Below are 25784 nucleotides of genomic sequence, written 5' to 3'. Positions count from 1 at the left end.
TTCTGCCGGGGCACGTACCCAAGAATATGACCGGACGGTTCCGATTTTTTCTTTCTATTTTCGGGCCGCCGCGCCACTCTTGCGCATGAGTTATCCAAGAAAAACAACAAAAGAGACTGACTTATGCAAAACGCGCTAAGCCCTATCGATAGGAAGATTCTGCGCTTGCTGCAGCACAACGCCGATTTGTCTGCAGCCGAGATCGCTGAAAAGGTTGAGCTATCCCAGTCGCCCTGTTGGCGGCGGATTCACCGCATGCAGGAAGAGGGTTTGATCGAGCGCAAGGTGGCTCTGCTGAATCCGACGCTGCTGGGCTTCTCCATCACCGTCTTCGTCAACATCAAACTGTCTGCCCACGGGCGCAACAACCTCACGGAGTTTGAGCAGGCGATCGTGGGTTATCCGCAAGTGCTGGAGTGTTTCACCATGGCTGGCGGCTCCGATTACTTGCTTAAGGTGGTGGCCAAAGACATCGCCAGCTACGAGCGTTTTCTACGCGACCAGTTGTTGCAGCGCCCGCATGTATTGGAAGCCCACTCGAACATCGCCATGAGCGAAGTGAAGCGCACCACCGAGCTGCCGCTGGACCTGGTTTAACTGCGCGGGGTGGCGATTAGGCGCAACAACGCGGACACGGTGGTCGCTAGGGCGCCGGAGTTGTCGAGCATTTCCAGCCCATCAGCTTCTGCGGCGGGCTGAATGTGGGCGCTGCGGGCCAGGCGGGCATCTATTTCAGCGAGTGTTTCACGACCGCGAGCCAGGAGGCGTTGGCGCAGAATCGCCGGCTCGACTGTCAGTAGCACAGCGAGAAGGTTGGGATAGCGGCGGCGAGCTTCAGGCAAGTAAGCGCGCGAGCCGTTGACGACCACGTTGTCGCCGTTCGCCAACCAAGTGTCGATGTGGGCTGGAATGCCATAGGCGAGCCCGTTTGCGCGCCAACTCATGGCAAAGGCACCTTCGGTTTCCAATTGTTCGAATCGTTCTGGCGTAACGGCTTCGGCGTCTTCGCCTACCGCTTCGGCTGAACGGGTGATAACCCGTCGCACCAGGCGGCAACCATGCGCCTCAAGCTCGCCAGCAGCGGCCTGCAACAGGCTGTCTTTGCCAGAACCTGACGGCCCCATCAGGTAAACCAACGCGCCCATCTACATCACCTCACTACAAATGCCTAGCGCTAATGCCGCACTGAGTCGACGGAGCCGCAATCTTGCCCGATCACGTCTCAGACTGGGCAAGCAAATCGTGAAACTCCTCACCAATGCCGACAAGTTGTATGACGACAAGGCAAACATGGGCTTAAATGCACAGTACTTCCGTGCCAGAAATGCCCACTTTGACAAATGGCGCGCATTTTCGACAGTTGGTGCTGGCACAAAGCCGCTAGCGCGTTCAAACTGCGACACAGATTTGGCGTCAAATAACTGATGCAGCGACTCATGGGTCAACAGGGGATAATTGCCCTCCCGTTGAACGGCTAGTGCTAATGATGGTCAAACCGGTGACAATCATGCAGCCAAGTGCCAGCATCGCTTCCCTGAACTAACCGGTTTAAATGTATGCGCCCTATGAAACAGGCTATTTATTCCAGCCGTACGGCTGACAAGTTCGTCGTTCGCTTACCCGATGGCATGCGCGAGCGCATCGCGGATGTAGCGCGTAATCATCACCGCAGCATGAATTCCGAGATCATTGCTCGCCTGGAACAGAGCATGCTCCAGGAAGGCTCGCTGGACGAAGACCTGAGCATGCGCTTGGATAGACCGGAACTTTCTCTGCATGAGCGTGAGCTGCTGCAACGGTTTCGCCAACTGTCCCGCCGTCAGCAAAATGCCTTGGTCGCTTTGATCGCTCACGATGCCGAGATGAACGCTGAAGCAGAAGAAGCCTAAGTCGGCCGGATATCTTCAGGTAACAAGCCTCCATAAAAAAACCGCCAATGGCGGTTTTTTTATGTCTGCGATTTGAGGGCTTACAAGAGAAACAACGTAGCGAGCCCCAGGAAGATAAAGAAGCCACCGCTGTCGGTAACGGCAGTAATCATGACGCTGGAGCCTAGCGCCGGATCGCGCCCCATGCGCGTCAGTGTCATGGGAATGAGCACACCCATTAGCGCGGCTAGCAGCAGGTTGAGCGTCATGGCCGCCGTCATCACAATGCCTAGCGACCAACTGCCGTACAACATGTAGGCAACCACCCCGATCACGCCCCCCCACACCACGCCGTTAAACAGCGAAACCGCCAGCTCCTTGCGCATCAAGCGCGACGTGTTGCCAGTGCTCACTTGGTCCAGCGCCATCGCGCGAACAATCATGGTGATGGTCTGGTTGCCCGAGTTGCCGCCTATGCCGGCCACAATCGGCATCAGCGCCGCCAACGCCACCAGTTTCTCGATGGAACCTTCGAACAACCCGATCACGCGGGATGCGATAAACGCTGTGATTAGATTGATCGCCAGCCAAGCCCAACGGTTGCGCAGCGATTTCCACACCGAGGCGAAGATGTCTTCTTCCTCACGCAGACCCGCCATGTTCAAGACTTCGGTTTCGCTTTCTTCGCGAATCAAGTCGACCATTTCGTCGATGGTCAGACGGCCGATGAGCTTGCCGTTCTTATCCACAACGGGCGCAGAGATAAGGTCGTAACGCTCAAACGCTTGCGCGGCGTCGTAGGCATCTTCGTCCGGGTGGAAGCTCACCGGATCATCGGCCATGACTTCGGCAACCTGCTTGTCCGGATCATTCACCAGCAATCGCTTGATCGGCAGCACACCCTTGAGCACACCGTCGTAGTCAACCACGAACAGCTTGTCGGTATGGCCAGGCAATTCTTTCAGGCGGCGCAGATAACGCAGCACCACTTCCAGGCTGACATCTTCGCGGATGGTGACCATCTCGAAGTCCATTAACGCGCCGACCTGGTCTTCCTCGTACGACAACGCCGATCGCACGCGTTCGCGTTGCTGGGCGTCAAGGGTTTCCATCAGCTCGTGCACAACGTCGCGCGGAAGCTCCGGCGCGAGGTCGGCCAGCTCGTCGGCGTCCATGTCTTTGGCGGCCGCGAGAATCTCGTGATCGTCCATGTCGGCGATCAGCGTTTCACGAACGGAGTCGGATACTTCGAGAAGAATGTCGCCGTCGCGCTCGGCTTTGACCAACTGCCAGACGGTCAGACGGTCATCGAGCGGCAGCGCTTCGAGAATATGGGCAACGTCGGCGGAGTGCAGGTCGTCGAGCTTGCGTTGCAACTCGGCGAGGTTTTGCCGGTGAACCAGGCTCTCTACGCGCTCCTGATTCTGGCCTTCCTGACGGTGGGTCAGGTCTTCAACAAGCCGGTGCCGATGCAGCAGTTCAACGACTTGGGCAAGTCGGTCCTGCAGGCTTTCTTGCGGCTTTTTTGCTTCTACTTCTGTCATAGCACACTCCACCCCCAGCGGCAGAGCGCGCCAAAGGGATCAATCAGTCAATTCTTGATTGGTAAAGCGAGGTATTGAGCTACTACTGGGTAAGTCCATGATGGCAATCCATAAGCCTCGGCGAGGCTGACCGGCAAATGATACCACTGCGCCTTGTCTTTGCACGCGACAAAATCTAGGCAAGAACAAGTGCTTGCGCCACAAAGCTAGGTTTCTTCTGAATCCTGTGTACGACGCATTGCAAGCGCCATGGGGCACTACAGACCGACGAATATTTACGCGTTAGGGTGGCAACTTCTGTCACGGAGGACACCCCATGCATCTCATGCTTGCACTCATTACGCTTGCACTTCTTCTTTGCCCCGCCACTACTTCCTATGGCGCTACGGTTCACCGCTGCCAAGACGAAAAAGGCCACGTCACCTTCACCCAACTTGGTTGCTCGGCCGAGCATGGGCTGGCGAGTGAAATACTCAACATGCCGAGCACTGAGTCTGAAAACGCAGGGGCTGCCCAACCCACAAAAAAGGTGAGCAAGGCTGCGAGTGAAAAGCCGCCACGCGCGAACCGGCAGAGCTCTGCTGTCGCGGGCACCGGTGCGCGGCAAGACGGTTGCGGCAATCTGCTTACGCCAGCGGCGCGGCGTAAGGCGATGATCAACAAGGAAGCACGTCCAGGCATGACCCAGGCGGATGTAGAGAGCATGCTGGGCAAGCCCGACAGCATCAGCAGTCAAAACGGCAAGGCGCGCTTCAACTACGTCGACAAACACAGTGGCCGCAAGCGCAACATCAGTTTTGATGTCGATGGTTGCGTAAAATCCTAGACAATAAAAAAGGGCCTGCATGCCTGCAGGCCCTTCAAATATGGTGCACTCAGGAGGATTCGAACCTCCGACCGCTCGGTTCGTAGCCGAGTACTCTATCCAGCTGAGCTATGAGTGCAAAGTACAACTTTCAACAACATTCAGAGACTCTCGAGTTACATCTCTGACTTTAAATAACCGACTTGCTTTAACAACAAATCAGGCTGCTTAAATGGTGCACTCAGGAGGATTCGAACCTCCGACCGCTCGGTTCGTAGCCGAGTACTCTATCCAGCTGAGCTATGAGTGCATTTTGCGGAACAAATTATAAAGCTTCGAAATTGATTTTCAATCAATTTTTCCAGTAATTTCAACGACTTAACGCTAAACACCAGAACATCAATTTCGTTGAAATTAATGGCGGAGAAGGGGGGATTCGAACCCCCGACACCCTTTTGAGGTGTACTCCCTTAGCAGGGGAGCGCCTTCGGCCACTCGGCCACCTCTCCGCAACACGGGGCGCATGATATCCATGTTTTCCCCGTTTGCAAAGCCAAAAATTGATAAAAATTAGTGGCTTGGTTCTTGGTCCTTCTCTTTCTGGATGCGCTGGTAAATTTCTTCCCGGTGCACGGCAACTTCCTTTGGCGCATTGACGCCGATTCGCACCTGGTTACCTTTAACGCCCAACACGGTGACAGTGACATCATCACCTACCATCAGGGTCTCTCCGACCCGGCGAGTCAGAATCAGCATTCCCTTTCTCCTTACGGATTACAGTTCAGGACAACTAGACAGTCTGCAAAATTAAAATGGCGACGGCAGCGGTGCATATCAACCACCCCGCTGCCGTCACCCAAGTATTGACTAGTGTAGGCAGAAAGAAAGTTCCACCTACCCCGCCAAAAAGACAAAAGGCGCGGAATCAACCGCGCCTTTCGAATAAACGCTTATTCGCCTTGTCGCGCCGGCGCGTCGAGCTCGAACGCGGTGTGCAATGCACGTACCGCCAGTTCCAGGTATTTCTCTTCGATGACCACCGACACCTTGATTTCAGACGTCGAGATCATCTGGATGTTGATGCTCTCTTTGGCCAGTGCCTCGAACATACGGCTGGCGACACCCGCATGAGAGCGCATACCAACGCCAACGATCGAAACCTTGGCAATCTTCAAGTCACCGCTGACTTCACGCGCATTGATCTCACGCGCCGTCTGCTCCAGCACTTGTTGGGCATTCTGGTAGTCGTTGCGGTGCACGGTGAAGGTGAAATCGGTGGTGTTATCGTGCGCGACGTTCTGCACGATCATGTCCACCTCAATGTTCGCGGCGCTGATCGGGCCAAGAATTTTGAAGGCAACACCTGGGATATCCGGCACGCCACGGATGGTCAGCTTGGCTTCGTCGCGGTTGAAGGCGATGCCGGAGATGATCGGCTGTTCCATGGATTCCTCTTCATCAATAGTAATAAGGGTGCCCGGCCCCTCTTGGAAGCTGTGCAGCACGCGCAGCGGGACGTTGTACTTGCCGGCAAACTCCACCGAGCGGATCTGCAACACCTTGGAACCCAAGCTGGCCATTTCCAGCATTTCTTCAAAGGTGATCTTGTCCAGACGACGCGCTTGCGGCACGACACGCGGGTCGGTGGTGTAGACGCCATCGACATCGGTGTAAATCTGACACTCATCGGCTTTCAAGGCTGCAGCCAATGCGACACCCGTGGTATCCGAGCCGCCGCGACCGAGCGTGGTGATATTGCCCTGCTCGTCTACGCCCTGAAAACCAGCCACTACCACCACGCGCCCGGCCTTGAGATCGGCGCGAATCTTCTGATCGTCAATTTGCAAAATGCGCGCTTTGTTATGAGCGCTGTCGGTCAGAATGCGCACTTGGTTACCGGTGTACGACACCGCCGGCACACCGCGTTTAATCAGGGCCATGGCCAACAGGGCGATGGTGACCTGCTCACCGGTAGACACCATAACGTCCAGCTCACGGGGAACCGGTTGGTCGCTAATCTGCTTGGCCAAGTCGATCAGGCGGTTGGTTTCACCGCTCATGGCCGACAGCACGATCACCAGGTCTGTCCCGGCTTCGTGGAATTTCTTGACCTTCTCGGCTACCTGCTCGATACGCTCGACGGTGCCGACGGAGGTGCCCCCAAACTTCTGTACGATCAAAGCCATTTGCAGCTGCCTCAGCCCCTCATTAATCAGTCGCCTCACCCCAATGCGTGCCTGCCGGGCAGCAGGCGGCACTGTCGGGCGAGCGTTATAGACCCTGTTCGACGAAAGGCACGGTCAACGCCAGCGCGGCGTCCAGCGCACCGGCATCGACGCCGCCGCCCTGGGCCATGTCCGGGCGACCGCCGCCCTTGCCGCCGACCGCTTGAGCGGCCTGCTTCATCAAATCACCAGCCTTGAGCTGCGCGGTCAGGTCCTGGGTAACGCCTGCGACCAACACAACTTTGTCATCGCTCACCCCGCCGAGCAGGATCACTGCGCGGCCGAGTTTGTTCTTCAGCTGGTCGACCAGCGCCAACAGCGCTTTGCCGTCCATGCCATCCAGACGATGGGCGAGTACCTTCACGCCTTTCACTTCCACTGCCGAACCCGACAAATCGTCGCCGGCCGCGCTGGCGGCCTTGGCTTTGAGCTGCTCAAGTTCTTTTTCCAGCTGACGATTGCGTTCCACCAGACCGCCGAGCTTGTCCAGCAGGTTGTCGCGGTTGCCTTTAACCAGCACGGCCGCTTCTTTAAGTTGCTCTTCAGCACTGTTCAGGTAGGCCAGCGCTGCGGCACCCGTGACCGCTTCAATACGGCGCACGCCAGCGGCCACACCGCCTTCGCTGGTGATCTTGAACAGCGCGATGTCGCCGGTGCGCGAGGCATGGATGCCGCCGCACAGCTCTACCGAGAAGCTGCCGCCCATGCTCAGCACGCGAACGTTGTCACCGTACTTCTCGCCGAACAGGGCCATGGCGCCCTTGTTCTTGGCGGTTTCAATGTCGGTTTCTTCGGTCTCGACAGCGGTGTTCTTACGGATTTCAGCGTTGACGATGTCTTCCAGCGCCTTGATTTGCTCAGGCTTGATGGCTTCAAAGTGACTGAAGTCGAAGCGTAGACGCTGACTGTCAACCAACGAGCCCTTCTGCTGAACGTGTTCGCCCAGTACCTGGCGCAATGCGGCGTGCAGCAAGTGCGTGGCCGAGTGATTCAACGCGGTGGCTTGGCGCACGTCGGCTTCCACATGCGATTCAATGGACGCGCCAACCTTCAGACTGCCTTCTGTCACCACACCGTGGTGCAAGAACGCGCCGCCGGCTTTAGTGGTGTCACGCACATCGAAGCGCACGCCGGACGCTTGCAGATACCCGCAATCGCCAATTTGGCCGCCAGACTCGGCGTAGAACGGCGTCTGGTCCAAAACCACAACGCCCTCCTCGCCTGCGCCCAGCGCATCAACGGCCAGCCCGGCTTTGAACAGTGCTAGCACTTTGCCGTCGCCCGAGGTCGCTTTGTAACCGAGGAACACGGTTTCGCTGTCGACCTTTACCAGGCTGTTGTAGTCCATACCAAACGAGCTGGCCGAGCGCGCACGCACGCGCTGCGCTTCCATTTCCCGCTCGAAACCGGCTTCGTCCAGGGTCAGCTCGCGCTCACGAGCGATGTCGCCTGTCAGGTCCATCGGGAAACCGAAGGTGTCATACAGTTTGAAAATCACTTCGCCTGGGATGACGGTGCCTTTCAGCTCCGCCAAATCTTGCTCAAGAATTTTCAGGCCCTGCTCGAGGGTTTTGGCGAATTGCTCTTCTTCGGTTTTCAGCACGCGCTCAATGTGCGCTTGCTGCTGCTTGAGTTCCGGGAAGGCGTCGCCCATTTCCGCGACCAGCGCGGCAACGATCTGATAGAAGAAGCTGCCTTTGGCGCCCAGCTTGTTGCCGTGACGGCAGGCGCGACGAATGATGCGACGCAGCACATAGCCACGGCCTTCGTTCGACGGCGTCACGCCATCGGCAATCAGGAAACCGCACGAGCGGATGTGGTCAGCCACTACTTTCAGCGACGGCTGATCGTCGTTCGTGCAACCAATGGCCTTGGCGCAGGCGGCCAGCAGGCTTTGGAACAGGTCGATTTCATAGTTCGAGTGCACGTGCTGCAGCACGGCGCTGATGCGTTCCAGGCCCATGCCGGTGTCTACCGACGGTGCTGGCAACGGATGCAGCACGCCGTCGGCAGTGCGGTTGAACTGCATGAAGACGTTGTTCCAGATTTCGATGTAACGGTCGCCGTCTTCTTCCGGCGAGCCGGGTGGGCCGCCCCAGATGTCAGCGCCGTGGTCGAAGAAAATCTCGGTGCAGGGTCCGCACGGGCCGGTGTCGCCCATGGTCCAGAAGTTATCCGACGCATAGGGCGCGCCCTTGTTGTCGCCGATACGCACCATGCGCTCAGCTGGCACACCGACTTCTTTGGTCCAGATGTCGTAGGCCTCGTCGTCACTGGCGTACACCGTCACCCAGAGTTTTTCCTTGGGCAGGTTCAGCCACCTTTCCGAGGTCAGGAATTGCCAGGCGTAGTTGATCGCGTCGCGCTTGAAATAGTCGCCAAAGCTGAAGTTGCCGAGCATTTCGAAGAAGGTGTGGTGGCGTGCGGTGTAACCGACGTTTTCCAGGTCGTTGTGCTTGCCACCGGCGCGCACGCATTTCTGACTGCTCACGGCGCGGGTGTAGGCGCGTTTTTCCTGGCCGAGGAAGCAGTCTTTGAACTGGTTCATGCCGGCGTTGGTGAACAGCAGCGTTGGGTCGTTGCCCGGAATGAGCGAGCTGGAAGCAACACGGGTGTGACCCTGTTCTTCGAAGAAGCGGAGGAAGGCTTCGCGGATTTCTGCGCTTTTCATCAATTTTTTTCCACGGGAAAGGCGGCGATCTAATTAGGTACAGCGCGCGATAGGGCTAACAACTACCGCTTTTAGGCCGGCAAAGGGCCGCATTATATCGGCCTCGGCCCCGGGGTACAGTGCCTTTGTCGCTATGGGCTCTATGAAAACGATTGGTGCGCCGTTGGCCACACCCACACGCACAGTCGAAATCTCCACAGCAGGTACAGGTTTCAACCGGATTGTTTTTGCGCAAAAGCGGCAAACGCGTCGATCACCTGGCCAATATCATCGCGGCTCACGTCGAGGTGGGTGACTAGACGCAAACGGTCGGCAGCGGAAATGGTGATGCCGCGTTCGGCCATAAATGCTTTCAATGCGGCGGCCCGCCCGGTCATCTTCACGTAGACCATATTCGTTTGCACCGGCTCGACGCTATACCCCAGCTCCACCAATCCGGCCGCCAGGGCCGCGGCATTGGCGTGGTCATCAGCCAGACGCGCCACCTGATGCTCCAAGGCATACAGCCCCGCCGCCGCAAGCATACCGGCTTGGCGCATACCGCCGCCGACCATCTTGCGCAGGCGCCGCGCCTTGTCGATGAGTTGATCGTTGCCCAGCAGCACCGAGCCTATGGGCGCGCCGAGACCTTTGGACAAACACACGGAAACGGAATCGAAATATTGGGTAATTTCCTGCGCTTCAACCGCTTGTTTCACCGCCGCGTTGTACAGCCTTGCGCCGTCCAAATGTAGCTGCAGCCCCCGCTCGTGGGTGAGCCTGCGTGCCGCCGCCAGGTAACTGAGTGGCAGCACTTTGCTCTGCATGGTGTTTTCCAGCGCCAATAACCGGGTGCGGGCAAAGTGGAAATCGTCGGGTTTGATCGCTGCCGCTACACGCTCAAGGTCGAGGGAGCCGTCAGCTTCAACCTGCAATGGCTGTGGCTGAATTGAGCCCAATACCGCCGCGCCGCCGCCTTCATATTTATAGGTGTGCGCTTCCTGACCGACGATGTACTCGTCGCCGCGCTCGCAGTGCGCCATCAGGCCGAGCAGATTGCTCATGGTGCCGCTGGGCACGAACAAACCTTGGGCGAAGCCGAGATTGTCGGCCAGGTAGTTTTGCAGTCGGATAACGGTGGGGTCTTCGCCGTAAACATCGTCGCCGACCGGGGCCTGCAACATGGCCTCGCGCATGCCGGCGGTGGGCTGGGTGACGGTGTCGCTACGCAAGTCGATAACAGGCATTAACAGCTCTCCTTTACGGCGGACTGTCGACCCTAATGCAGGCGTCCCATAGCGACAAGGGGCTCTACGACTAAATGGCGACTACAACGCGTCAGCGTTGGTGGGCACCACCAGAATGCCAGCACGCAAACCGTTTTTAACTTTCGGGTTCGGAAAAATAATTCGCGCGCCCTGCTCTTCCACTACCCAGCGCATGCCAGCGATGTCTTCGGCCAATACATAGCCCACAGGCAGCTCGCTGAAATTCTCGATGTCGGCAGGCAGGTTCAGACGAAAGTCGTCGCTGTGTTTGATGATTTCCCGCGATACAGCAAATAGCTGCAACCCATCCAAACCCGTGTCATCCAACGCCGGTTCGTTGTTTTCGATCAGCCGCTGCAAGCGCTCCTCAAGCGCATCGAGATTCACCGCCTCGTTCTGCCCAAATGCGCGCGCCTTGCCCAGCTCCAGCGTGAAGGCTTCGGCGTTCAGTTGCGCGTAGGTGAACGCGCTGAAGGTGATAGACGCTTTGCTCTGCAACAGCACGGCCGCCACGCCCGCCGCCTTCAAGCGCGCCAGTTCCGTCACTGAATGCTTGCAGCCCTCGCGCCATGGATACAGCGCGAACTGCTCAATTTTTGAACCGCGAATGGCTGTATGCAGGTCGTAATGCAGGCGCTGGCGAGGCGAGTCGCTGGGCGCCTGGTTAAAAAACGTGGCGCTCAGGCGCTCAAGCTCGCAGGCACGCAGGGCTTCGGAACCACTGCTCTGCTCGTGACGCCCGTTGAACAGACGGTTGATGTCTTGCTCGATATAACGCTCGCCCTTGCGCATGGCTTCGGGGTTGCCGAGCAGAAACAGAATGCGCGCGCGGGGTTTTAACTCGCCTCGGGCAATGCCGTGCAGCAAGCGATCAAGCAGTTCGATAGGCGCGGTTTCATTGCCGTGAATGCCGGCGGACAGCAGCAAGTCGAGGCCGCTGTCTTGGCCGGCAGGCGGCGTAATCTCCAATGCGCCCTCGGCCAACCAGCGCAACCGTGCGCCCTCAGGCGTCAGCTGAATCTTCGCGGCCGGCTCGCGGCCCACCAGGGTCAGTTCCAGCAGTTTGCCGAGGGCTAGCATGGGTAAGTTCCGTCTTGGTGTAGCGGTTTTAGTGGTTGCAGTCCGGGCCGTGCACGTGGCCGTCTTCGTCGTCGATCTGGCCGGCCGGCTCCATTTCTAGCTCCAGGCTCACCAGGTTGGTAGCCAGGGGGCGCAGCAACAGGTTGGCGTATTCCTCGTCGCCCTCCTCCACGTCGACGCCGATGATCAGTTGGCCGCGGCCGTCTTGCTGAATCCACACTTCCTTGCCCTGCCAGATCACGGCAAAGCGGGTGCAGGACGTTTCCAGCTGGGTGCCGTCGGTATCTTCGAGGATCAGTTGCAGGCTATCGGACATGGTCAAAACACTCTTAATTAAGCTGGAAGGGGTACACAGAGCCTAGTTTAAGGATCTGCGTGAGCTCATCCAATGCCGAACGGCATTCGACGAGCAGTTGAGGATCGGCCAGGTCGCTCTCGGCCATGCGGTCGCGGTAGTGCTTGTCGACCCACACGTTAAGCGTGTCGTACAGCGAGGGCGTCATGATCACGCCGCTGTTTACCGCGTCCAGTTCCTGGTCTTTAAGCGCCACGCGCAGGCGCAAACACGCCGGGCCGCCGCCGTTTTGCATGCTTTGCTTGAGATCGAACACCTGCACGTCTCGGATCGGTCCGTCTTCGGCGGTCAGGCGCGACAAGTAACGCCACACGCGTTCGTTGTTGCGGCATTCCTCGGGCACGATCAACAACATGCCGCCATCGGCTCGGGACAACAGCTGACTATTGAACAAGTACGAATGCACGGCATCTTCAACGCTGACGGCGTCGCGCGGCACACACACGGCCTGCAACCGGCCGCCACGGCGGGAGAGTTTGTCGTGCAGCTCGGCCAGCACTTTATCGGTCTCCAGGAATGCGTCCTGGTGATAGAACAAGACTTCGCCGTTACCCACCGCGATCACGTCGTTATGGAACACGCCCTTATCAATCACGGCTGGATTCTGCTGGGCGTAGACCACGCCGGCCTCGTCCAGGCCATGCAAGCGCACCACCGCCTGGCTGGCTTCTAGCGTTTGCCGCGCCGGGTAGCGTTGTGGCGCGGGATAGCGCGCATCGAACGCGCTGCGGCCGAATACAAAAAATTCCACGCCAGCATCGCCGTAGTCTTTGCAGAAACGGGTGTGGTTGGCCGCGCCTTCGTCACCGAACTGAGCAACCGCGGGCAAGGCGGCGTGATGGGCGAAATGGCCTTCGTCGGCGAACATCGCGCCGAGAATGCGGCTGGTAGTCGGGTGTTCCAGGCTGCGGTGGAATTTGCAGTTGAGGTTGGCGGCGGTGAAATGCACCTTGCCGTCGCGCGTGTCAGCGCTGGGGCTAACGGTAGCGGCGTTGGCGGTCCACATGCTTGAGGCCGAGCAACTGGCGACCAGCAGCGGCATCGCTTCCTTGGCGGCGCGCTGAATCACCTCGGCATCGCTGCCGGTAAAACCGATACGGCGCAGCGCGGCGACATCCGGGCGTTCCTGCGGGGCCAATACGCCCTGCTTGAAGCCCATTTCCATCAGCGCTTTCATTTTCGCCAGGCCTTGCTTGGCCGCGACCTTAGGGTTGGACACCTGCTGGCTGTTGCCCTGCGACGCCACATTGCCGTACGACAAGCCGCCGTAGTTGTGGGTCGGGCCAACCAGGCCATCGAAGTTCACTTCATACGCAGTGTTTTTATTATTGGCGACAGTCACAGGCTGACTCCCGGGGTCAGGGTTGCAGGCAGACTCAAGCGTTCGCTTTCCAGCGAGGCGACCGGATACGCGCAGTAATCCGCTGCGTAATAGGCGCTGGCGCGGTGGTTGCCCGAGGCGCCCACGCCGCCAAACGGCGCCGAACTCGCCGCCCCGGTCAGTTGTTTGTTCCAATTAACGATACCGGCGCGGCTTTCCAGCCAGAACTGCTGATAGCGCTCGGCAGAATCGGACAGCAAACCGGCGGCCAGACCGTATTGGGTGTTGTTGGCTTCGGCGATGGCGCCGGCAAAGTCGGCGTAACGGATAACCTGCAGCAGCGGGCCGAAGAACTCTTCGTCCGGGCGCTCGCTTACAGCCGTAACGTCAATGATGCCGGGCGTCAGCAAGGCGGCGTTTTCCAGCGGCTGACTCATCGCCAGCAACGCGGTGGCGCCGCTGCTGAGCAAATGCGCCTGGGCTTTGAGCAACTGCCGAGCCGCTTCCAGGGAAATGACCGAGCCCATAAACGGCGCCGGCTGTGCGTCAAAGGCGCCAACCTGAACTGTCGCGGCCACCGCAACCAGGCGCGCCAGCAGCGCATCGCCCCACGCACCTTGCGGCACCAGCAGGCGGCGCGCGCAGGTGCAGCGCTGGCCAGCGGAAATAAACGCCGACTGAATAATGGTGTACACGGCGGCATCTACGTCGCTGACTTCGTCGACCACCAGCGGGTTATTGCCGCCCATTTCCAGCGCCAGGATCTTGTCCGGCCGGCCGGCAAACTGTTGATGCAGCACATTGCCCGTGCGGCTGGAGCCGGTGAAAAACAAGCCATCGATGCCGGCATGAGCCGCCAGGGCAACACCAGTATCGCGAGCGCCTTGCAGCAGATTCAGCACGCCCGCAGGCAGGCCGGCTTCAATCCAGCACTGCACTGTCAGCTCAGCCACTTTGGGAGTCAGCTCACTGGGCTTGAACACCACGGCATTGCCTGCCAACAGCGCCGGCACGATATGGCCGTTGGGCAAGTGGCCGGGAAAGTTATAGGGGCCAAACACGGCGACCACGCCATGAGGCTTGTGGCGCAGCACGGCGGTGGCGTCGGCCAGTGGGCCGCTTTTCTCGCCGGTGCGCTCGCGGTAGCTCTGAATGGAAATGGCGACTTTGTTGACCATGCTGGTAACCTCGGTGGCCGACTCCCACAACGGCTTGCCGGTTTCTTCACCAATGGTGCGCGCCAGTTCATCGCCACACGCTTTGAGGGTGGCGGCAAAGCGTTCAAGCACGGCAATGCGTTCGTCCAGGGTCAGCTTCGCCCACGCCGGAAACGCCGCGCGAGCCGCTTGCACCGCAGCATCCACCTGCGGTGCCGTGGCCGCCTTGCCGGTCCACACCACGGCTTGCGTCACCGGATTCAAGGATTCCAGTGCCTCACCCGCGCCGGCCTGCCAGGCGCCTGCAATGTAATGGCTGCTCATCGGCTCAGCTCCTTGTTTTCCACCGCCAGCGGCACGGCGCGCACCTGATCGCCGGCCTTGAGTTGCAGGCGTTTGGCCGTGGCCTGATCAACCACCAACGTGCCTGCCGCCAAACGCGCCGGGGCGGCAGTGATGCGGCACTCTTCGCGCTTGCGGTTGTGCATCAGAAAGGTGGTGGCGTCGTCGCCCGGCGTGCCGATGGCCAGCACCAGCGCCTGGCTGTCGCGCACCGCACGAATCTTGTTGGTTTCCGCCTCGATAGCTGGGCCGGCGTCGAAGATGTCGACGTAGCCTTGATAGCTGAAGCCTTCGGCCTTGAGCATGTTTAGCGCCGGCTCGGTATCGGGGTGCACGCGACCGATAATGTCCCGCGCTTCTTCCGAGAGAAAGCAGGTATACAGCGGAAACTTGGGCATCAGCTCGGCGATAAACGCCTTGTTGCCTACACCGGTGAGGTAGTCGGCGCGGGAGAACTCCATTTTGAAGAAGTGCCGGCCAAGGCTTTCCCAGAACGGCGAGCGCCCGTGTTCGTCGGACATGCCGCGCATTTCTGCGATCAGCTTGTTGCCGAACAGCTGCGGGAATTCGGCGATAAACAGGAAGCGTGCTTTGGACAGCAACCGGCCATTGAGCCCGGTGCGGTGGTCCGCCTGCAAAAACAGCGAGCACAGTTCCGAATTGCCCGTCAGGTCGTTGGCCAGGAACAGCGTCGGAATTTCGCGATAGATATTCAGTTCTTGCGAAGCACTCACCGTCAGGCCGACGCGGTAGTTGTACCAAGGCTCACGCAAGCCCACGGCACCGGCCACGGCAGAAATGCCGACGACTTTGCCGTCGTCGTCTTCCAGCACAAACAGGTAGTCGGCGTCGGCGCGGGTGGCCTCGCCACGGAATGCCTTTTCCGCCCAGCCAACGCGGTGCGCCAGACGCTCTTCGTTGGCAGGCAAGGTGGTCAAGCCAGCGCCGGTGCTGCGGGCCAGGTCTATCAAGGCAGGCAAGTCAGCACTGCGCACGGGACGAACGATCATGGCTATTCCTCTTAAACCGCAACCAGGCGCACGCTCGCGCCCTCACCGACGCCCAAGGCCTCAGCAACATCAGCACTCAGGTTCACCGGCTTGCCCGGCACCCAATCCAACTCCACCACCACTGCACGGAAATCCTGCAGCTGGCCGTTGGCAACCAGATACAAGCGGCCTTTGCCAGGCTCACCGACACGCGCCGGCACCACGCGACTTTGCGCAATCGAGCGAATGCCCGAGGTGCGCGCATGCAGCGTTGGGCCGCCGTCGAAGATGTCGATGTAGTGATCGGTTTCAAAGCCTTCGCGCATCAGAATGTCGAAGGTGATCTGCGCACGCGGATGCACTTGGCCCATGGCTTCCTGGGCTTCGTCGGGGAGCAGTGGCACGTAAATCGGGTAATGCGGCATCAGCTCGGCCAGAAAGGTCCGACTCTTCAGCCCGCACAGTCGCTCGGCTTCGGCATAGTTGAGGTCGAAGAAGTTGCGGCCCACGGCGTCCCAGAACGGCGAGTCGCCCTGCTCGTCGCTATGGCCAACAATTTCCACCACCACCGCATCGGCAAAGCGCTCCGGGTGGCTGGCCACGAACAGCAGGCGCCCGCGGGAGTTCAACTCGGCCCATGGCGAATCCACTAGCGGCTGCTCAACGTAGAAGCTGGTGAGCAGGCTGTTGCCGGTCAGGTCGTGGCACAGCGACAAGACGTGAATCTTGTTGTGGATCGACAGCGAGCGTGAGGCGTGTACGAAGGTTTCGTTGCGGAAGCTGTAGAACGGCTCGGAATAACCGGCCGAAGCGACAACGCCGGAACAGCCGACAAGGCGGCCGGTTTCCGTGTCTTCCAGCACGAAGAAATAGCTTTCTTCACCGTTGAAACTCACCTCGGCCGCGAACGACGCTTCCGACGCGGCGATTTTATCGCCCAGCCGGCCGGCATCGTCCGGCAGCGAAGTAACACCAACCGGGCTGTCCGCAGCCAGACGTTGCACGTCCGCCAAGTCAGCCATTTGCGCAGGGCGCATCACCAGCATGGTGTTACTCCTTAAATTCTCTTTGGTATTTGAAAAGCGGAAACGCTGAAGGCTCGAATTTTGTAGGAGCGGCCGGTTCGGCGCTGCGGTTGGCCGCGATGCTCTTTTAAGAGCATCGCGGCTGAAGCCGCTCCTACAGGGATTGGCAGAGCTTTAGCGTCCGCGTACAGCCGTCAGGCTTGGGTCAGCTTGGCCACGGCGCGTTCGAAGCGGTCGAGACCTTCGTCGATGTCGGCGTCCGGAATCACCAGGCTTGGCGCGAAACGCACCACGTCCGGGCCGGCTTGCAGCACCATTACGCATTCTTTTTCAGCGGCGTTGAGCACGTCTTTGGCTTTGCCTTTCCAGGCATCGCTCAGCGCGGCGCCAATCAACAGGCCCAGGCCACGCACTTCGGTGAAGATGCCGTACTTGGCCGCCATCGCTTCCAAGCGTGCTCTGAAACGCTCGTGTTTGGCTTTCACGCCGTTGAGCACTTCCGGCGTGTTGATCACGTCGAGCACTGCGCCAGCGACTGCGCAGGCCAGGGGGTTGCCGCCGTACGTGGTGCCGTGTACGCCAACCGCCAGGTGCGAGGCGATTTTGCTGGTGGTGAGCATGGCGCCAATGGGGAAACCGCCGCCCAGGCTCTTGGCGGTGGAGAGAATGTCGGGCGTGACGCCGTAATTCATATAAGCGAACAGCTCACCGCTGCGGCCCATGCCGCTCTGCACTTCATCGAACACCAGCAGCGCGTTATGGGCGTCGCACAGTTCGCGCACGGCCTGCAGATAGGCTTTGTCGGCCGGCAAAATACCGCCCTCGCCTTGTACCGGCTCAAGCACCACGGCGCAGGTTTTGTCCGAGATGGCCGCTTTGAGGGCGGCCAGGTCGTTGAATGGAACGTGGGTGATGCCTTCTATTTTCGGACCGAAGCCATCGGAATACTTGGGCTGCCCGCCCACGGTTACGGTGAACAGCGTGCGGCCGTGAAAGCTGTTGGTGGCGGCGATAATTTCGAATTTTTCCGGGCCATACACATCGCTGGCATAACGGCGAGCCAGCTTGAAGGCGGCCTCGTTGGCCTCGGCGCCGGAGTTGGCGAGGAACACGCGTTCGGCAAAGGTGGCCTCGACCAACTTGTGCGCCAGGCGCAAAGCCGGCTCGTTGGTGAAGACGTTGGACACGTGCCAGATTTTGTTGGCTTGTTCGGTGAGTGCCTTGACCAGCGCCGGGTGCGCATGGCCCAAGGAGTTCACGGCAATGCCGCCAGCAAAGTCGATCAGCTCTCGACCGCTTTGATCCCAGACTCGGGAGCCCTCGCCACGCACCGGAATAAACGCGGCTGGGGCGTAGTTGGGCACCATCACCTGATCAAAATCGGCGCGCTGGACCTGCACTTGCTCAACGGACATCGAAGCTCTCCTGACAAGGACCGCCGACCCCATAGGCCGGCGTTGGAATGAATTGTAGGGACTGATTTGGGGAGGGCATTGTCGGCATGCGACAACTTCTTATAGCGCCAACCCCTGATTTCCCGCGGCTTTCCGAATTGCGACAGAAAGGTTCGCAGAGGCGCAGTTTAAACAGGGTTGGCGGCGGGACGGAAATATGATCGAAGCGGGGGTTGTGGGATCTCGAGCGACGGCGCCTTCTGGTATCCGAGGTCAAGCGCATCGCGGCTAAAGCCGCTCCCACATGGAGCGAGGGCGGTCTGTGGGAGCGGCTTTAGCCGCGATGCTTTTTAAGGCGGGGCAAATCAACCGCGTTCGGAAGGAATAGAGCTCAGTTCAAACGGGCTGCTGCTGCGCCGTTGGTTGCGGTCTTCGCGGGGCGTGGCGCCGAAGAAGTTGCGGTAGGCGCTGGAGAAGTGCGGGCCGGAGGAGAAGCCGCACGAGAGGCCGATCTGGATGATCGATTTGCTGGTTTGCATCAGCAATTGGCGCGCTTTGTTCAGGCGTAGTTCCAGGTAGTACTGGCTCGGCACGCGGTTGAGGTATTGCTTGAAGATGCGTTCCAGCTGACGGCGCGACACGCAAACGTGCTGGGCAATTTCATCGGTGGTCAGCGGTTCTTCGATGTTGGCTTCCATCAACAGCACGGCCTGGGTCAGCTTGGGGTGACTGGAGCCCAGGCGGTTTTGCAGGGGAATGCGCTGGCGCTCGCCGCCTTCGCGAATACGCTCGACCACCAGCTCTTCCGACACCGCGCCCGCCAGCTCGGCGCCGTGGTCGCGAGCCAGCACGGCCAGCAGCAGGTCCAGCACGGCCAGGCCGCCACAGGCGGTGAGGCGGTCGCGGTCCCAGTCGAACAAATGGCTGGTGGCGATCACTTTGGGGAAACGTTCGGTGAAGTCGTCTTGCCAGCGCCAGTGCACGGCGGCGCGATAGCCGTCGAGCAAACCAAGTTGCGCCAGCGGGTACACGCCTGCCGACAACCCGCCAATCACGCAACCGGCGCGCACCAGTTGTTTCAGTGCGCTGGACAGCGCCGGGGCCAGATGCCCCGGCGGCTCGTCCGCTAACAGAAAGAGTTTTTGGCAGCCTTCGAGCTTGCCGGCCCACGGCTCGCCGGGCAGACGCCAGGCGCCTTCGGTGGCCGGCTCGGCCTGGAGAAATACCAGTTCATAGGCCACTTCGGGGTGCACCCGCTGGGCGACACGCAAGGCTTCTTCGGCCAGAGCCAGGGTCATGGCCTTGGTGTTGGGCCAGAGGAGAAAACCGATTCGGTGGGCAGTCATGGCTGGCAGTCTAGGCTCTGTTGCCATGCATTCACATGGCCGGTTGTGCTGCTACGAAGCAGTCTTAGGTTAATAGCCGCGCTGAAGCTTACTTCAAGCTGCCGGAAAGAAATTGCTTGAGACGGTCGGACTGCGGATTGACCAACACTTCCTTCGGGCAACCGCGCTCTTCCACCACGCCTTTGTGCAGAAACACCAACTGGTTGGAAACTTCGCGAGCAAAACCCATTTCGTGGGTGACCACAACCATGGTGCGCCCCTCTTGGGCCAGGTCCTGCATCACTTTCAGCACTTCGCCGACCAACTCGGGATCCAGCGCCGAGGTGGGCTCGTCAAACAGCATCACTTCCGGCTCCATTGCCAGGGCACGGGCGATGGCCACGCGCTGCTGCTCGCCGCCCGACATATGCGCCGGGTAGGCATCTTTACGATGGGCCACGCCGACTTTCGCCAGGTAATGCTCGGCCTTTTCGATGGCTTCTTTTTTCGGCACGCCGAGCACATGCACCGGCGCTTCGATGATGTTTTCCAGCGCCGTCATGTGCGCCCACAGGTTGAAGTGCTGAAACACCATCGACAGGCGCGAGCGCATGCGTTGCAGCTGCTTGGGGTCGGCGGCTTTCAGCGCGCCTTCCTTGTTGGCCACCAGCTTCAACTCTTCGCCATTGAGCAGAATCTTGCCGCCGTGTGGCTGCTCCAGCAGGTTGATGCAACGCAGAAAGGTACTTTTGCCCGAACCACTGGAGCCGATGATGCTGATCACATCGCCCGCCTTGGCGGCCAGCGACACGCCCTTGAGCACTTCATGGCTGCCGTAGCGTTTATGCAGGTCTTGGACTTCAAGTTTGTACATGGTTCAGGTTCTCGGCAGGCAAGGGTTCAGCCGTGGCTGGCGTTGCTAATTCGGAAATTTCTCAGGCCTTACGTGGCGCCAGGTAGGCCAGCCAGCGGCGCTCGGCCAGCTTGAACAGGCGCACCAGCACAAAGGTCAGGCACAGGTAAATGGCACCGGCAGTGATATAGGCCTCGAAGGCCAGATAGAACTGCGAGTTGATGGTTTTTGCCGCACCGGTGATGTCCACCAACGTGACGATGGATGCCAGGCTGGTGGTGTGCAGCATCATGATCACTTCGTTGCTGTATTGCGGCAGCGCCCGGCGCAGGGCCGAAGGCAGCAGAATGCGGCGATACAGCTTGGCGCGCGACATGCCCATGGCCTTGGCCGCCTCGATCTCGCCGTGGGGAATCGACTTCAAACTACCGGCCAGAATTTCCGCGCTGTAGGCGCTGGTGTTGATGGCAAAGGCCAGGCACGCGCAGAACGTGGCATTGGACAGATACGGCCAAAACACGCTTTCACGTACCCCGGCGAACTGCGCCAGGCCGTAGTAGATCAGGAACAACTGCACCAGCATCGGCGTGCCGCGAATCACATAGGTGTACAGCCAGGCCGTGGCGTTTACCAAAGGCTGCCGGGACACCCGCATCAACCCCAGGGGCACGGCGGCCGCCAGGCCAACCGTCAGGGATATCAGCAGCAGCTTAAGGGTGATCAGGATGCCACCCAGGTACAGGTGGATGCTTTCCCAGATGGGCGCGAAGTCGAAAATCATAATTCAGCCACCTTCATGCCGACCGAATAGCGTTTTTCCAACGCCCGCAACAGCAGCAGCGACACGCTGGTGATCGCCAAATACAACGCTGCCACCACCAGGTAAAAGGTGAACGGCTGATGCGTCGCGTCGGCGGCGTTCTTGGCTTTGAACATCATGTCCTGCAGGCTCACTGTCGACACCAGCGCAGTGGCCTTTACCAGCACCAACCAGTTGTTGGTGAAGCCGGGAATGGCGAAGCGAATCATCTGCGGCACCAGCACCCGGAAGAACACCTGCATGCCGCTCATGCCGTAGGCAGCACCCGCCTCGCTCTGGCCTTTGGGAATGGCCATAAAGGCGCCCCGGAAGGTTTCCGACAGGTACGCACCAAAGATAAACCCCATGGTGAACACGCCGGTCGCGAACGGGTCGAGGTCGATGTAATCCTCAAAGCCCAGCAGCGGCGCCACGCGGTTCACCACATCTTGGCCGCCATAGAAAATCAGCAGGATCAGCACCAGGTCGGGAATACCGCGAATGACCGTGGCGTAGGTTTCGCCCAGCAATGCCAGCCATTTGATCGGCGATAAACGAAACGCAGCGCCGATCAGGCCGAGCACAATCGCCAGCGCCATCGAAGTCAGCGCCAGGGAAATGGTCAGCCATGCGCCATCGAGAATGGTCGAGCCGTAGCCGTTGAGCATGATGAAGAGCCCGTGAGAAGAAAGATCGCTGAGAGATAAGCCGGTCCGGCAGTGCGGTTGGCCGCACTCTCTTTAAGCGCTAACAGCATCGCAGCTAAAGCCGCTCCCACAGAGATCTGTGGCGCAAACAAAAAGTGGCACATCCCGTCAATCGAGCCTGTGCCACTGTCAGCGTGCTGGAGTTACTTGCCGTAAACGTCGAAGGCGAAGTACTTGTCTTGCACTTGCTTGTATTTGCCGTTGGCGCGAATGGCCAGGATGGCCGCGCTGATCTTGTCGGCCAGGGCTTTGTCGCCCTTGCGCACCGCAATGCCTTGGCCTTCGCCGAAGTATTTCTCTTCGGTGAAATCTGGGCCGGCGAAGGCGAAGCCTTTACCAGCGTCAGTTTTCAGGAAGCCGTCATCGATATTCACCGAGTCCGCCAGGGTGGCGTCGAGGCGGCCCGACGCCAGGTCGAGGAACACTTCGTTCTGCGAGCTGTAACGCACGATCTCGGCGCCGGCCGGGGCGAAGACTTCGGTGGCGTAACGGTCATAAACCGAGGAACGCTGCACGCCGATTTTCTTGCCTTTCAGGTCGGCCAGCGGGTCGTTGAGGGTGGTGCCGGCCTTCATCGCCAGCTTGGCTGGAGTGGAGTAGTACTTGCCGGTGAAATCGACCGACTTCTTGCGGTCGTCGGTGATCGACATGGACGACAGAATCGCGTCGAACTTGCGGACCTTCAGCGCAGGGATCAGACCGTCGAACTCTTGCTCGATCCACTTGCACTCGACCTTCATCTCTTCGCACAGGGCCATGCCGATGTCGTAGTCGAAGCCGGTGATTTTGTCGTCAGGAGTCTTGAAGGCGAAGGGCGGGTAAGCCGCTTCAATACCGATACGCAGGGGCTTGGCATCATCGGCCATGGCCAGGGGCGACAGCAGCGACACCGCCAGGGCGCCGAGAAGGGCGAGCTTCTTCATCGTGGACTCCTTATTAGGTCGTGCGCTGGGTAACAGGCCGACCGTGAAATTATAGGAAGAGTCGCCATCTTTGCCGGGTGATAACCCGAAGGGACGAAGCTCATCGGCCGACGCGCGAGTAGCGGCGTCTGGGTGGCGGCATTCTAACGACAGCCCTAAAGCCGATATTTCTTCAATGCGACAAGTAATTACAAAACGGCTTTGAGAGGCGCTCGGCCTATTGACAGCAGCTGCGAAAAGCGGCAGCCGCGAGAACGCGGGTAAACGGGAAACTACAGCAGGATTTGGGCCAGGTTTTTATGAGCCCTTACGGGCATTGGGTTTTGCCAAAGAAATGTTTTTTTCGAAACGAGGAAAACGCCCGTGAAGGGGGCAGGCTGTTTCCGATTGCCCCGTTATCGGTCGGGAGTGATACCGGGTCGTGGAAGACGGATAAAAATCTTTGTAAACCACCCGTCATCCTCGCGCAGGCGGCGGTGCGACGATTCGGGATCCAGGGTTTTGGATTGGTTCGTGATCTTCGACACGTCCGAAACTCTGGATTCCCGCTTTCGCGGGAATGACGGGTATTTAAAACCTCCGTCATCCTCGCGCACGCGGGGATCCAGAGTTTTGACGTGCCAAAGATGGCGAAACGGTCCGAGATTCTGGACTCCGAATCGTCGCACCTCCGCCTGCGCGGGAATGACGGGTGTTTTGTTTGGGGTCTTCGTACTCCTGCTTCGCGTCAGTCGACACACAGCCATCAGTAAAAACCTCCGTCATCCTCGCGAACGCGGGGATCCAGTATCTGACAGGGAAATGCAACTCTTCCGAAACCCTGGACTCCGAATCGTCGCACCTCCGCCCGCGCGGGAATGACGGGTGTTTTGTTTGGGGTTTTCGTACTCCTGCTTCGCATCAGTCGACACACAGCCATCAACAAAAACCTCCGTCATCCTCGCGAACGCGGGGATCCAGTATCTGACAGGGAAATGCAATTCTTCGAAGCTCTGGACTCCGAATCGTCGCACCGCCGCCAACGCGGGAATGACGGTGTTGGGTGCAAGGAATACGCAAAACAAAACGCCCGCAACTAAGCGGGCGTTTTGTCACAGCGAAACCCTCAAGCCACCGCTTGCTGCATCGCCTTGTGCGTATCAATCAAATGCTGCACCACACCCGGATCGGCCAGGGTGGAAATGTCGCCCAGGCTGTCGTATTCCGCCGTGGCGATCTTGCGCAGGATGCGACGCATGATTTTTCCCGAGCGGGTTTTCGGCAGGCCCGGCGCCCATTGAATGACGTCCGGCACAGCAATCGGGCCGATCTCTTTACGCACCCACTGTTTAAGTTCCTGGCGCAGCGTTTCGCTCGGTTCTTCACCGTTGTTGAGCGTCACGTAGACGTAGATACCCTGCCCTTTGATGTCGTGCGGCATGCCGACCACGGCGGCTTCGGCCACTTTCGGGTGGGCGACCATGGCGCTTTCGATTTCGGCGGTGCCCATGCGGTGGCCGGAGACGTTAAGCACATCGTCGACACGCCCGGTGATCCAGTAGTAACCGTCTTCGTCACGGCGCGCGCCGTCGCCGGTGAAGTACATCCCACGGAAGGTTTTGAAGTAGGTGTCGACGAAGCGGTCGTGGTCGCGGTACAGCGTGCGCGCCTGACCTGGCCACGAGTCGAGGATCACCAGGTTGCCCTCGGCCGCGCCTTCGATCAGGTTGCCCAGGTTATCCACCAGCGCCGGCACCACGCCGAAGAAGGGCCGTGTCGCCGAGCCTGGCTTCAGCGCCGTGGCGCCTGGCAATGGACTGATCAGCACGCCGCCGGTTTCGGTCTGCCACCAGGTATCGACAATCGGGCAGCGCGACTGGCCGACGGTTTCGTAGTACCAGTTCCAGGCTTCCGGGTTAATCGGCTCGCCCACCGAACCGAGCAGACGCAGGCTGGAGCCGTCGGCGCCTTCGATGGCCGCCTTGCCCTGGGCCATCATGGCGCGAATGGCGGTCGGCGCGGTGTAGAGGATGTTGACCTTGTGCTTGTCGATGATCTTCGACACGCGGGTGATGTCCGGGTAGTTCGGAATGCCTTCGAACAGCAGCGTAGTCGCGCCGTTGGCCAGCGGGCCGTACACGATATAGCTGTGGCCGGTAACCCAGCCGACGTCAGCGGTGCACCAGTACACCTCGCCCGGCTTGTAGTCGAACACGCGCTCGTGGGTCAGCGCGGCGTAAAGCAAATAACCGGCGGTGGTGTGTTGGACGCCTTTCGGTTTGCCGGTGGAGCCGGAGGTGTAAAGGATGAACAGGGCTTCTTCAGCGCCCATTTCCTTCGGTGCGCAGACACTGCCGGCCACCTTCATCAGGTCTTCGTACCAGATGTCGCGGTGCTGGTTCCACTTGATCGGCGAGCCGGTGCGTTTGCACACGATCACTTTCTGAATCGAGCTGGTTTCCGGGTTGGTCAGGGCGTCGTCGACATTGGCTTTGAGCGGGGTTTTCTTGCCGCCGCGCAGGCCTTCGTCAGCGGTGATCACCACCTTGGAACGGCAGTCGATGATGCGCCCGGCCAGGGCTTCCGGCGAGAAGCCGCCGAACACCACCGAGTGAATGGCACCGATGCGCGCGCACGCCAGCATGGCAACCACGGCTTCGGGAATCATCGGCATGTAGATGGTCACCACGTCGCCGCGGTGCACGTCCTGGCCGCGCAGGGCGTTGGCGAATTTGCAGACTTCTTCGTGCAGCTCGCGGTAGGTGATGTTGCGGTGCTCGGAAGGATCGTCGCCCTCCCAGATGATCGCCAGTTGATCGCCACGCTCGGCCAGGTGGCGGTCCAGGCAGTTGGCCGAGACGTTCAGGGTGCCGTCGGCGAACCATTTGATGTCCACGTGGTGATCGTCAAACGAGGTTTGTTTCACCACCGAGAACGGCTTGATCCAGTCCAGGCGCTGGGCCTGTTCACGCCAGAAGCCATCGGGGTTGACGACCGACTGTTGGTACATGGACTTGTAGCTGGCCTCGTCGGTCAGCGTGTTAGCCGCGACCTCAGGACGTACGGGATACACAGCACTCATCGGGGATACCTCGGGCAATCGTTGTTTTTGTATGGCGCCTTTTGTAGCCCTCCCCTCCCCGCTGGGCCATTCGACCATGGTCTTACCGGAGGC

The 25784-nt window shown here is 59.6% G+C and carries 22 protein-coding genes and 3 tRNA genes; 3 read left to right on the top strand and 22 right to left on the bottom strand.

Annotated features, from left to right (window positions below):
* The first annotated feature begins 123 nt into the window (after nt 1-123).
* Complete coding sequence (locus ACZZZU_RS21130) at nt 124-597, top strand: Lrp/AsnC family transcriptional regulator (RefSeq protein ID WP_463551728.1); 474 nt, start codon at nt 124-126, stop codon at nt 595-597.
* On the opposite strand, the gene phnN is transcribed toward ACZZZU_RS21130, so the two are convergent.
* A complete protein-coding gene (phnN, locus tag ACZZZU_RS21125) occupies nt 594-1145 on the bottom strand; it encodes a phosphonate metabolism protein/1,5-bisphosphokinase (PRPP-forming) PhnN (protein WP_463382052.1) in 552 nt (183 codons plus the stop codon). The two genes, ACZZZU_RS21130 and phnN, sit on opposite strands and share 4 nt — an antisense overlap.
* 411 nt (nt 1146-1556) lie before the next feature.
* Between phnN and ACZZZU_RS21120 the strand changes: the two genes are divergently transcribed.
* Nucleotides 1557-1889 (top strand): Arc family DNA-binding protein, encoded by a 333-nt coding sequence (locus ACZZZU_RS21120; protein WP_122451789.1) that lies wholly within the window; start codon nt 1557-1559, stop codon nt 1887-1889.
* A gap of 80 nt (nt 1890-1969) precedes the next feature.
* On the opposite strand, the gene mgtE is transcribed toward ACZZZU_RS21120, so the two are convergent.
* On the bottom strand, nt 1970-3412 hold the full coding sequence (mgtE, locus tag ACZZZU_RS21115) for a magnesium transporter (protein ID WP_122492555.1): 1443 nt from the start codon (nt 3410-3412) through the stop codon (nt 1970-1972).
* 316 nt (nt 3413-3728) lie between these two features.
* Here mgtE and ACZZZU_RS21110 point away from each other — a divergent pair, with 316 nt between their 5' ends.
* On the top strand, nt 3729-4238 hold the full coding sequence (locus ACZZZU_RS21110; RefSeq protein WP_122492556.1) for a DUF4124 domain-containing protein: 510 nt from the start codon (nt 3729-3731) through the stop codon (nt 4236-4238).
* Nucleotides 4239-4279: 41 nt separating this feature from the next.
* On the opposite strand, the gene ACZZZU_RS21105 is transcribed toward ACZZZU_RS21110, so the two are convergent.
* From ACZZZU_RS21105 to acs, 20 genes are all read right to left on the bottom strand, one after another.
* Nucleotides 4280-4356 (bottom strand) — tRNA-Arg (locus ACZZZU_RS21105).
* Nucleotides 4357-4450: 94 nt separating this feature from the next.
* Nucleotides 4451-4527: transfer RNA gene (locus ACZZZU_RS21100), tRNA-Arg, on the bottom strand.
* A 108-nt stretch (nt 4528-4635) separates the two neighbouring features.
* A tRNA-Ser gene (locus tag ACZZZU_RS21095) sits at nt 4636-4726 on the bottom strand.
* Nucleotides 4727-4787: 61 nt separating this feature from the next.
* Nucleotides 4788-4973, bottom strand: coding sequence for a carbon storage regulator CsrA (gene csrA, locus ACZZZU_RS21090; protein ID WP_003283978.1), 186 nt, complete (start codon nt 4971-4973; stop codon nt 4788-4790).
* A gap of 194 nt (nt 4974-5167) precedes the next feature.
* Nucleotides 5168-6403, bottom strand: a complete 1236-nt coding sequence (locus ACZZZU_RS21085; RefSeq protein WP_122492557.1) for an aspartate kinase — start codon at nt 6401-6403, stop codon at nt 5168-5170.
* A gap of 85 nt (nt 6404-6488) precedes the next feature.
* Nucleotides 6489-9113: an alanine--tRNA ligase gene (gene alaS / locus ACZZZU_RS21080; RefSeq protein ID WP_463551727.1), complete on the bottom strand. Its 2625-nt coding sequence runs from the start codon at nt 9111-9113 to the stop codon at nt 6489-6491.
* A 212-nt stretch (nt 9114-9325) separates the two neighbouring features.
* On the bottom strand, nt 9326-10339 hold the full coding sequence (gene ltaE, locus ACZZZU_RS21075; protein WP_463551726.1) for a low-specificity L-threonine aldolase: 1014 nt from the start codon (nt 10337-10339) through the stop codon (nt 9326-9328).
* Nucleotides 10340-10420: 81 nt separating this feature from the next.
* Nucleotides 10421-11440: a succinylglutamate desuccinylase gene (astE, locus tag ACZZZU_RS21070; protein ID WP_463551725.1), complete on the bottom strand. Its 1020-nt coding sequence runs from the start codon at nt 11438-11440 to the stop codon at nt 10421-10423.
* A 28-nt stretch (nt 11441-11468) separates the two neighbouring features.
* On the bottom strand, nt 11469-11756 hold the full coding sequence (locus ACZZZU_RS21065) for a topoisomerase II (RefSeq protein WP_108097275.1): 288 nt from the start codon (nt 11754-11756) through the stop codon (nt 11469-11471).
* A gap of 13 nt (nt 11757-11769) precedes the next feature.
* Entirely contained in the window at nt 11770-13137 is a 1368-nt protein-coding gene (gene astB, locus ACZZZU_RS21060; protein WP_463551724.1) for an N-succinylarginine dihydrolase, read from the bottom strand.
* Complete coding sequence (astD, locus tag ACZZZU_RS21055) at nt 13134-14597, bottom strand: succinylglutamate-semialdehyde dehydrogenase (protein ID WP_463551723.1); 1464 nt, start codon at nt 14595-14597, stop codon at nt 13134-13136. The genes astB and astD overlap by 4 nt, the downstream gene beginning before the upstream one ends.
* On the bottom strand, nt 14594-15625 hold the full coding sequence (gene astA / locus ACZZZU_RS21050; protein WP_122492563.1) for an arginine N-succinyltransferase: 1032 nt from the start codon (nt 15623-15625) through the stop codon (nt 14594-14596). The genes astD and astA overlap by 4 nt, the downstream gene beginning before the upstream one ends.
* Nucleotides 15626-15636: 11 nt before the next feature.
* Complete coding sequence (gene aruF, locus ACZZZU_RS21045) at nt 15637-16650, bottom strand: arginine/ornithine succinyltransferase subunit alpha (protein ID WP_122451800.1); 1014 nt, start codon at nt 16648-16650, stop codon at nt 15637-15639.
* 173 nt (nt 16651-16823) lie between these two features.
* Entirely contained in the window at nt 16824-18044 is a 1221-nt protein-coding gene (locus ACZZZU_RS21040) for an aspartate aminotransferase family protein (protein WP_463551722.1), read from the bottom strand.
* 344 nt (nt 18045-18388) lie between these two features.
* Nucleotides 18389-19369 (bottom strand): transcriptional regulator ArgR, encoded by a 981-nt coding sequence (argR, locus tag ACZZZU_RS21035; RefSeq protein ID WP_122492566.1) that lies wholly within the window; start codon nt 19367-19369, stop codon nt 18389-18391.
* A gap of 88 nt (nt 19370-19457) precedes the next feature.
* Nucleotides 19458-20222, bottom strand: coding sequence for an arginine/ornithine transport ATP-binding protein AotP (aotP, locus tag ACZZZU_RS21030; RefSeq protein WP_122451803.1), 765 nt, complete (start codon nt 20220-20222; stop codon nt 19458-19460).
* Between the two features lie 61 nt (nt 20223-20283).
* Complete coding sequence (locus tag ACZZZU_RS21025) at nt 20284-20982, bottom strand: ABC transporter permease (protein ID WP_463551721.1); 699 nt, start codon at nt 20980-20982, stop codon at nt 20284-20286.
* On the bottom strand, nt 20979-21668 hold the full coding sequence (locus ACZZZU_RS21020) for an ABC transporter permease (protein ID WP_271195599.1): 690 nt from the start codon (nt 21666-21668) through the stop codon (nt 20979-20981). The genes ACZZZU_RS21025 and ACZZZU_RS21020 overlap by 4 nt, the downstream gene beginning before the upstream one ends.
* A 182-nt stretch (nt 21669-21850) precedes the next feature.
* Nucleotides 21851-22630 (bottom strand): ABC transporter substrate-binding protein, encoded by a 780-nt coding sequence (locus tag ACZZZU_RS21015; protein WP_463551720.1) that lies wholly within the window; start codon nt 22628-22630, stop codon nt 21851-21853.
* Between the two features lie 1105 nt (nt 22631-23735).
* Nucleotides 23736-25691, bottom strand: coding sequence for an acetate--CoA ligase (gene acs, locus ACZZZU_RS21010; protein ID WP_463382040.1), 1956 nt, complete (start codon nt 25689-25691; stop codon nt 23736-23738).
* Nucleotides 25692-25784: the final 93 nt, after the last annotated feature.

The sequence above is a fragment of the Pseudomonas sp. AC136 genome, from assembly GCF_979258585.1.
The sequence above is the reverse complement of the archived record's forward strand: the minus strand, read 5'-3'. Positions and strand labels throughout refer to the sequence as shown.

Coding starts and splice junctions, on each gene's coding strand:
- ACZZZU_RS21130 (WP_463551728.1), top strand. CDS start 124: ATGCAAAACGCGCTAAGCCCTATCGATAGGAAGATTCTGCGCTTGCTG.
- phnN (WP_463382052.1), bottom strand. CDS start 1,145: ATGGGCGCGTTGGTTTACCTGATGGGGCCGTCAGGTTCTGGCAAAGAC.
- ACZZZU_RS21120 (WP_122451789.1), top strand. CDS start 1,557: ATGCGCCCTATGAAACAGGCTATTTATTCCAGCCGTACGGCTGACAAG.
- mgtE (WP_122492555.1), bottom strand. CDS start 3,412: ATGACAGAAGTAGAAGCAAAAAAGCCGCAAGAAAGCCTGCAGGACCGA.
- ACZZZU_RS21110 (WP_122492556.1), top strand. CDS start 3,729: ATGCATCTCATGCTTGCACTCATTACGCTTGCACTTCTTCTTTGCCCC.
- csrA (WP_003283978.1), bottom strand. CDS start 4,973: ATGCTGATTCTGACTCGCCGGGTCGGAGAGACCCTGATGGTAGGTGAT.
- ACZZZU_RS21085 (WP_122492557.1), bottom strand. CDS start 6,403: ATGGCTTTGATCGTACAGAAGTTTGGGGGCACCTCCGTCGGCACCGTC.
- alaS (WP_463551727.1), bottom strand. CDS start 9,113: ATGAAAAGCGCAGAAATCCGCGAAGCCTTCCTCCGCTTCTTCGAAGAA.
- ltaE (WP_463551726.1), bottom strand. CDS start 10,339: ATGCCTGTTATCGACTTGCGTAGCGACACCGTCACCCAGCCCACCGCC.
- astE (WP_463551725.1), bottom strand. CDS start 11,440: ATGCTAGCCCTCGGCAAACTGCTGGAACTGACCCTGGTGGGCCGCGAG.
- ACZZZU_RS21065 (WP_108097275.1), bottom strand. CDS start 11,756: ATGTCCGATAGCCTGCAACTGATCCTCGAAGATACCGACGGCACCCAG.
- astD (WP_463551723.1), bottom strand. CDS start 14,597: ATGAGCAGCCATTACATTGCAGGCGCCTGGCAGGCCGGCGCGGGTGAG.
- astA (WP_122492563.1), bottom strand. CDS start 15,625: ATGATCGTTCGTCCCGTGCGCAGTGCTGACTTGCCTGCCTTGATAGAC.
- aruF (WP_122451800.1), bottom strand. CDS start 16,650: ATGCTGGTGATGCGCCCTGCGCAAATGGCTGACTTGGCGGACGTGCAA.
- ACZZZU_RS21040 (WP_463551722.1), bottom strand. CDS start 18,044: ATGTCCGTTGAGCAAGTGCAGGTCCAGCGCGCCGATTTTGATCAGGTG.
- argR (WP_122492566.1), bottom strand. CDS start 19,369: ATGACTGCCCACCGAATCGGTTTTCTCCTCTGGCCCAACACCAAGGCC.
- aotP (WP_122451803.1), bottom strand. CDS start 20,222: ATGTACAAACTTGAAGTCCAAGACCTGCATAAACGCTACGGCAGCCAT.
- ACZZZU_RS21025 (WP_463551721.1), bottom strand. CDS start 20,982: ATGATTTTCGACTTCGCGCCCATCTGGGAAAGCATCCACCTGTACCTG.
- ACZZZU_RS21020 (WP_271195599.1), bottom strand. CDS start 21,668: ATGCTCAACGGCTACGGCTCGACCATTCTCGATGGCGCATGGCTGACC.
- ACZZZU_RS21015 (WP_463551720.1), bottom strand. CDS start 22,630: ATGAAGAAGCTCGCCCTTCTCGGCGCCCTGGCGGTGTCGCTGCTGTCG.
- acs (WP_463382040.1), bottom strand. CDS start 25,691: ATGAGTGCTGTGTATCCCGTACGTCCTGAGGTCGCGGCTAACACGCTG.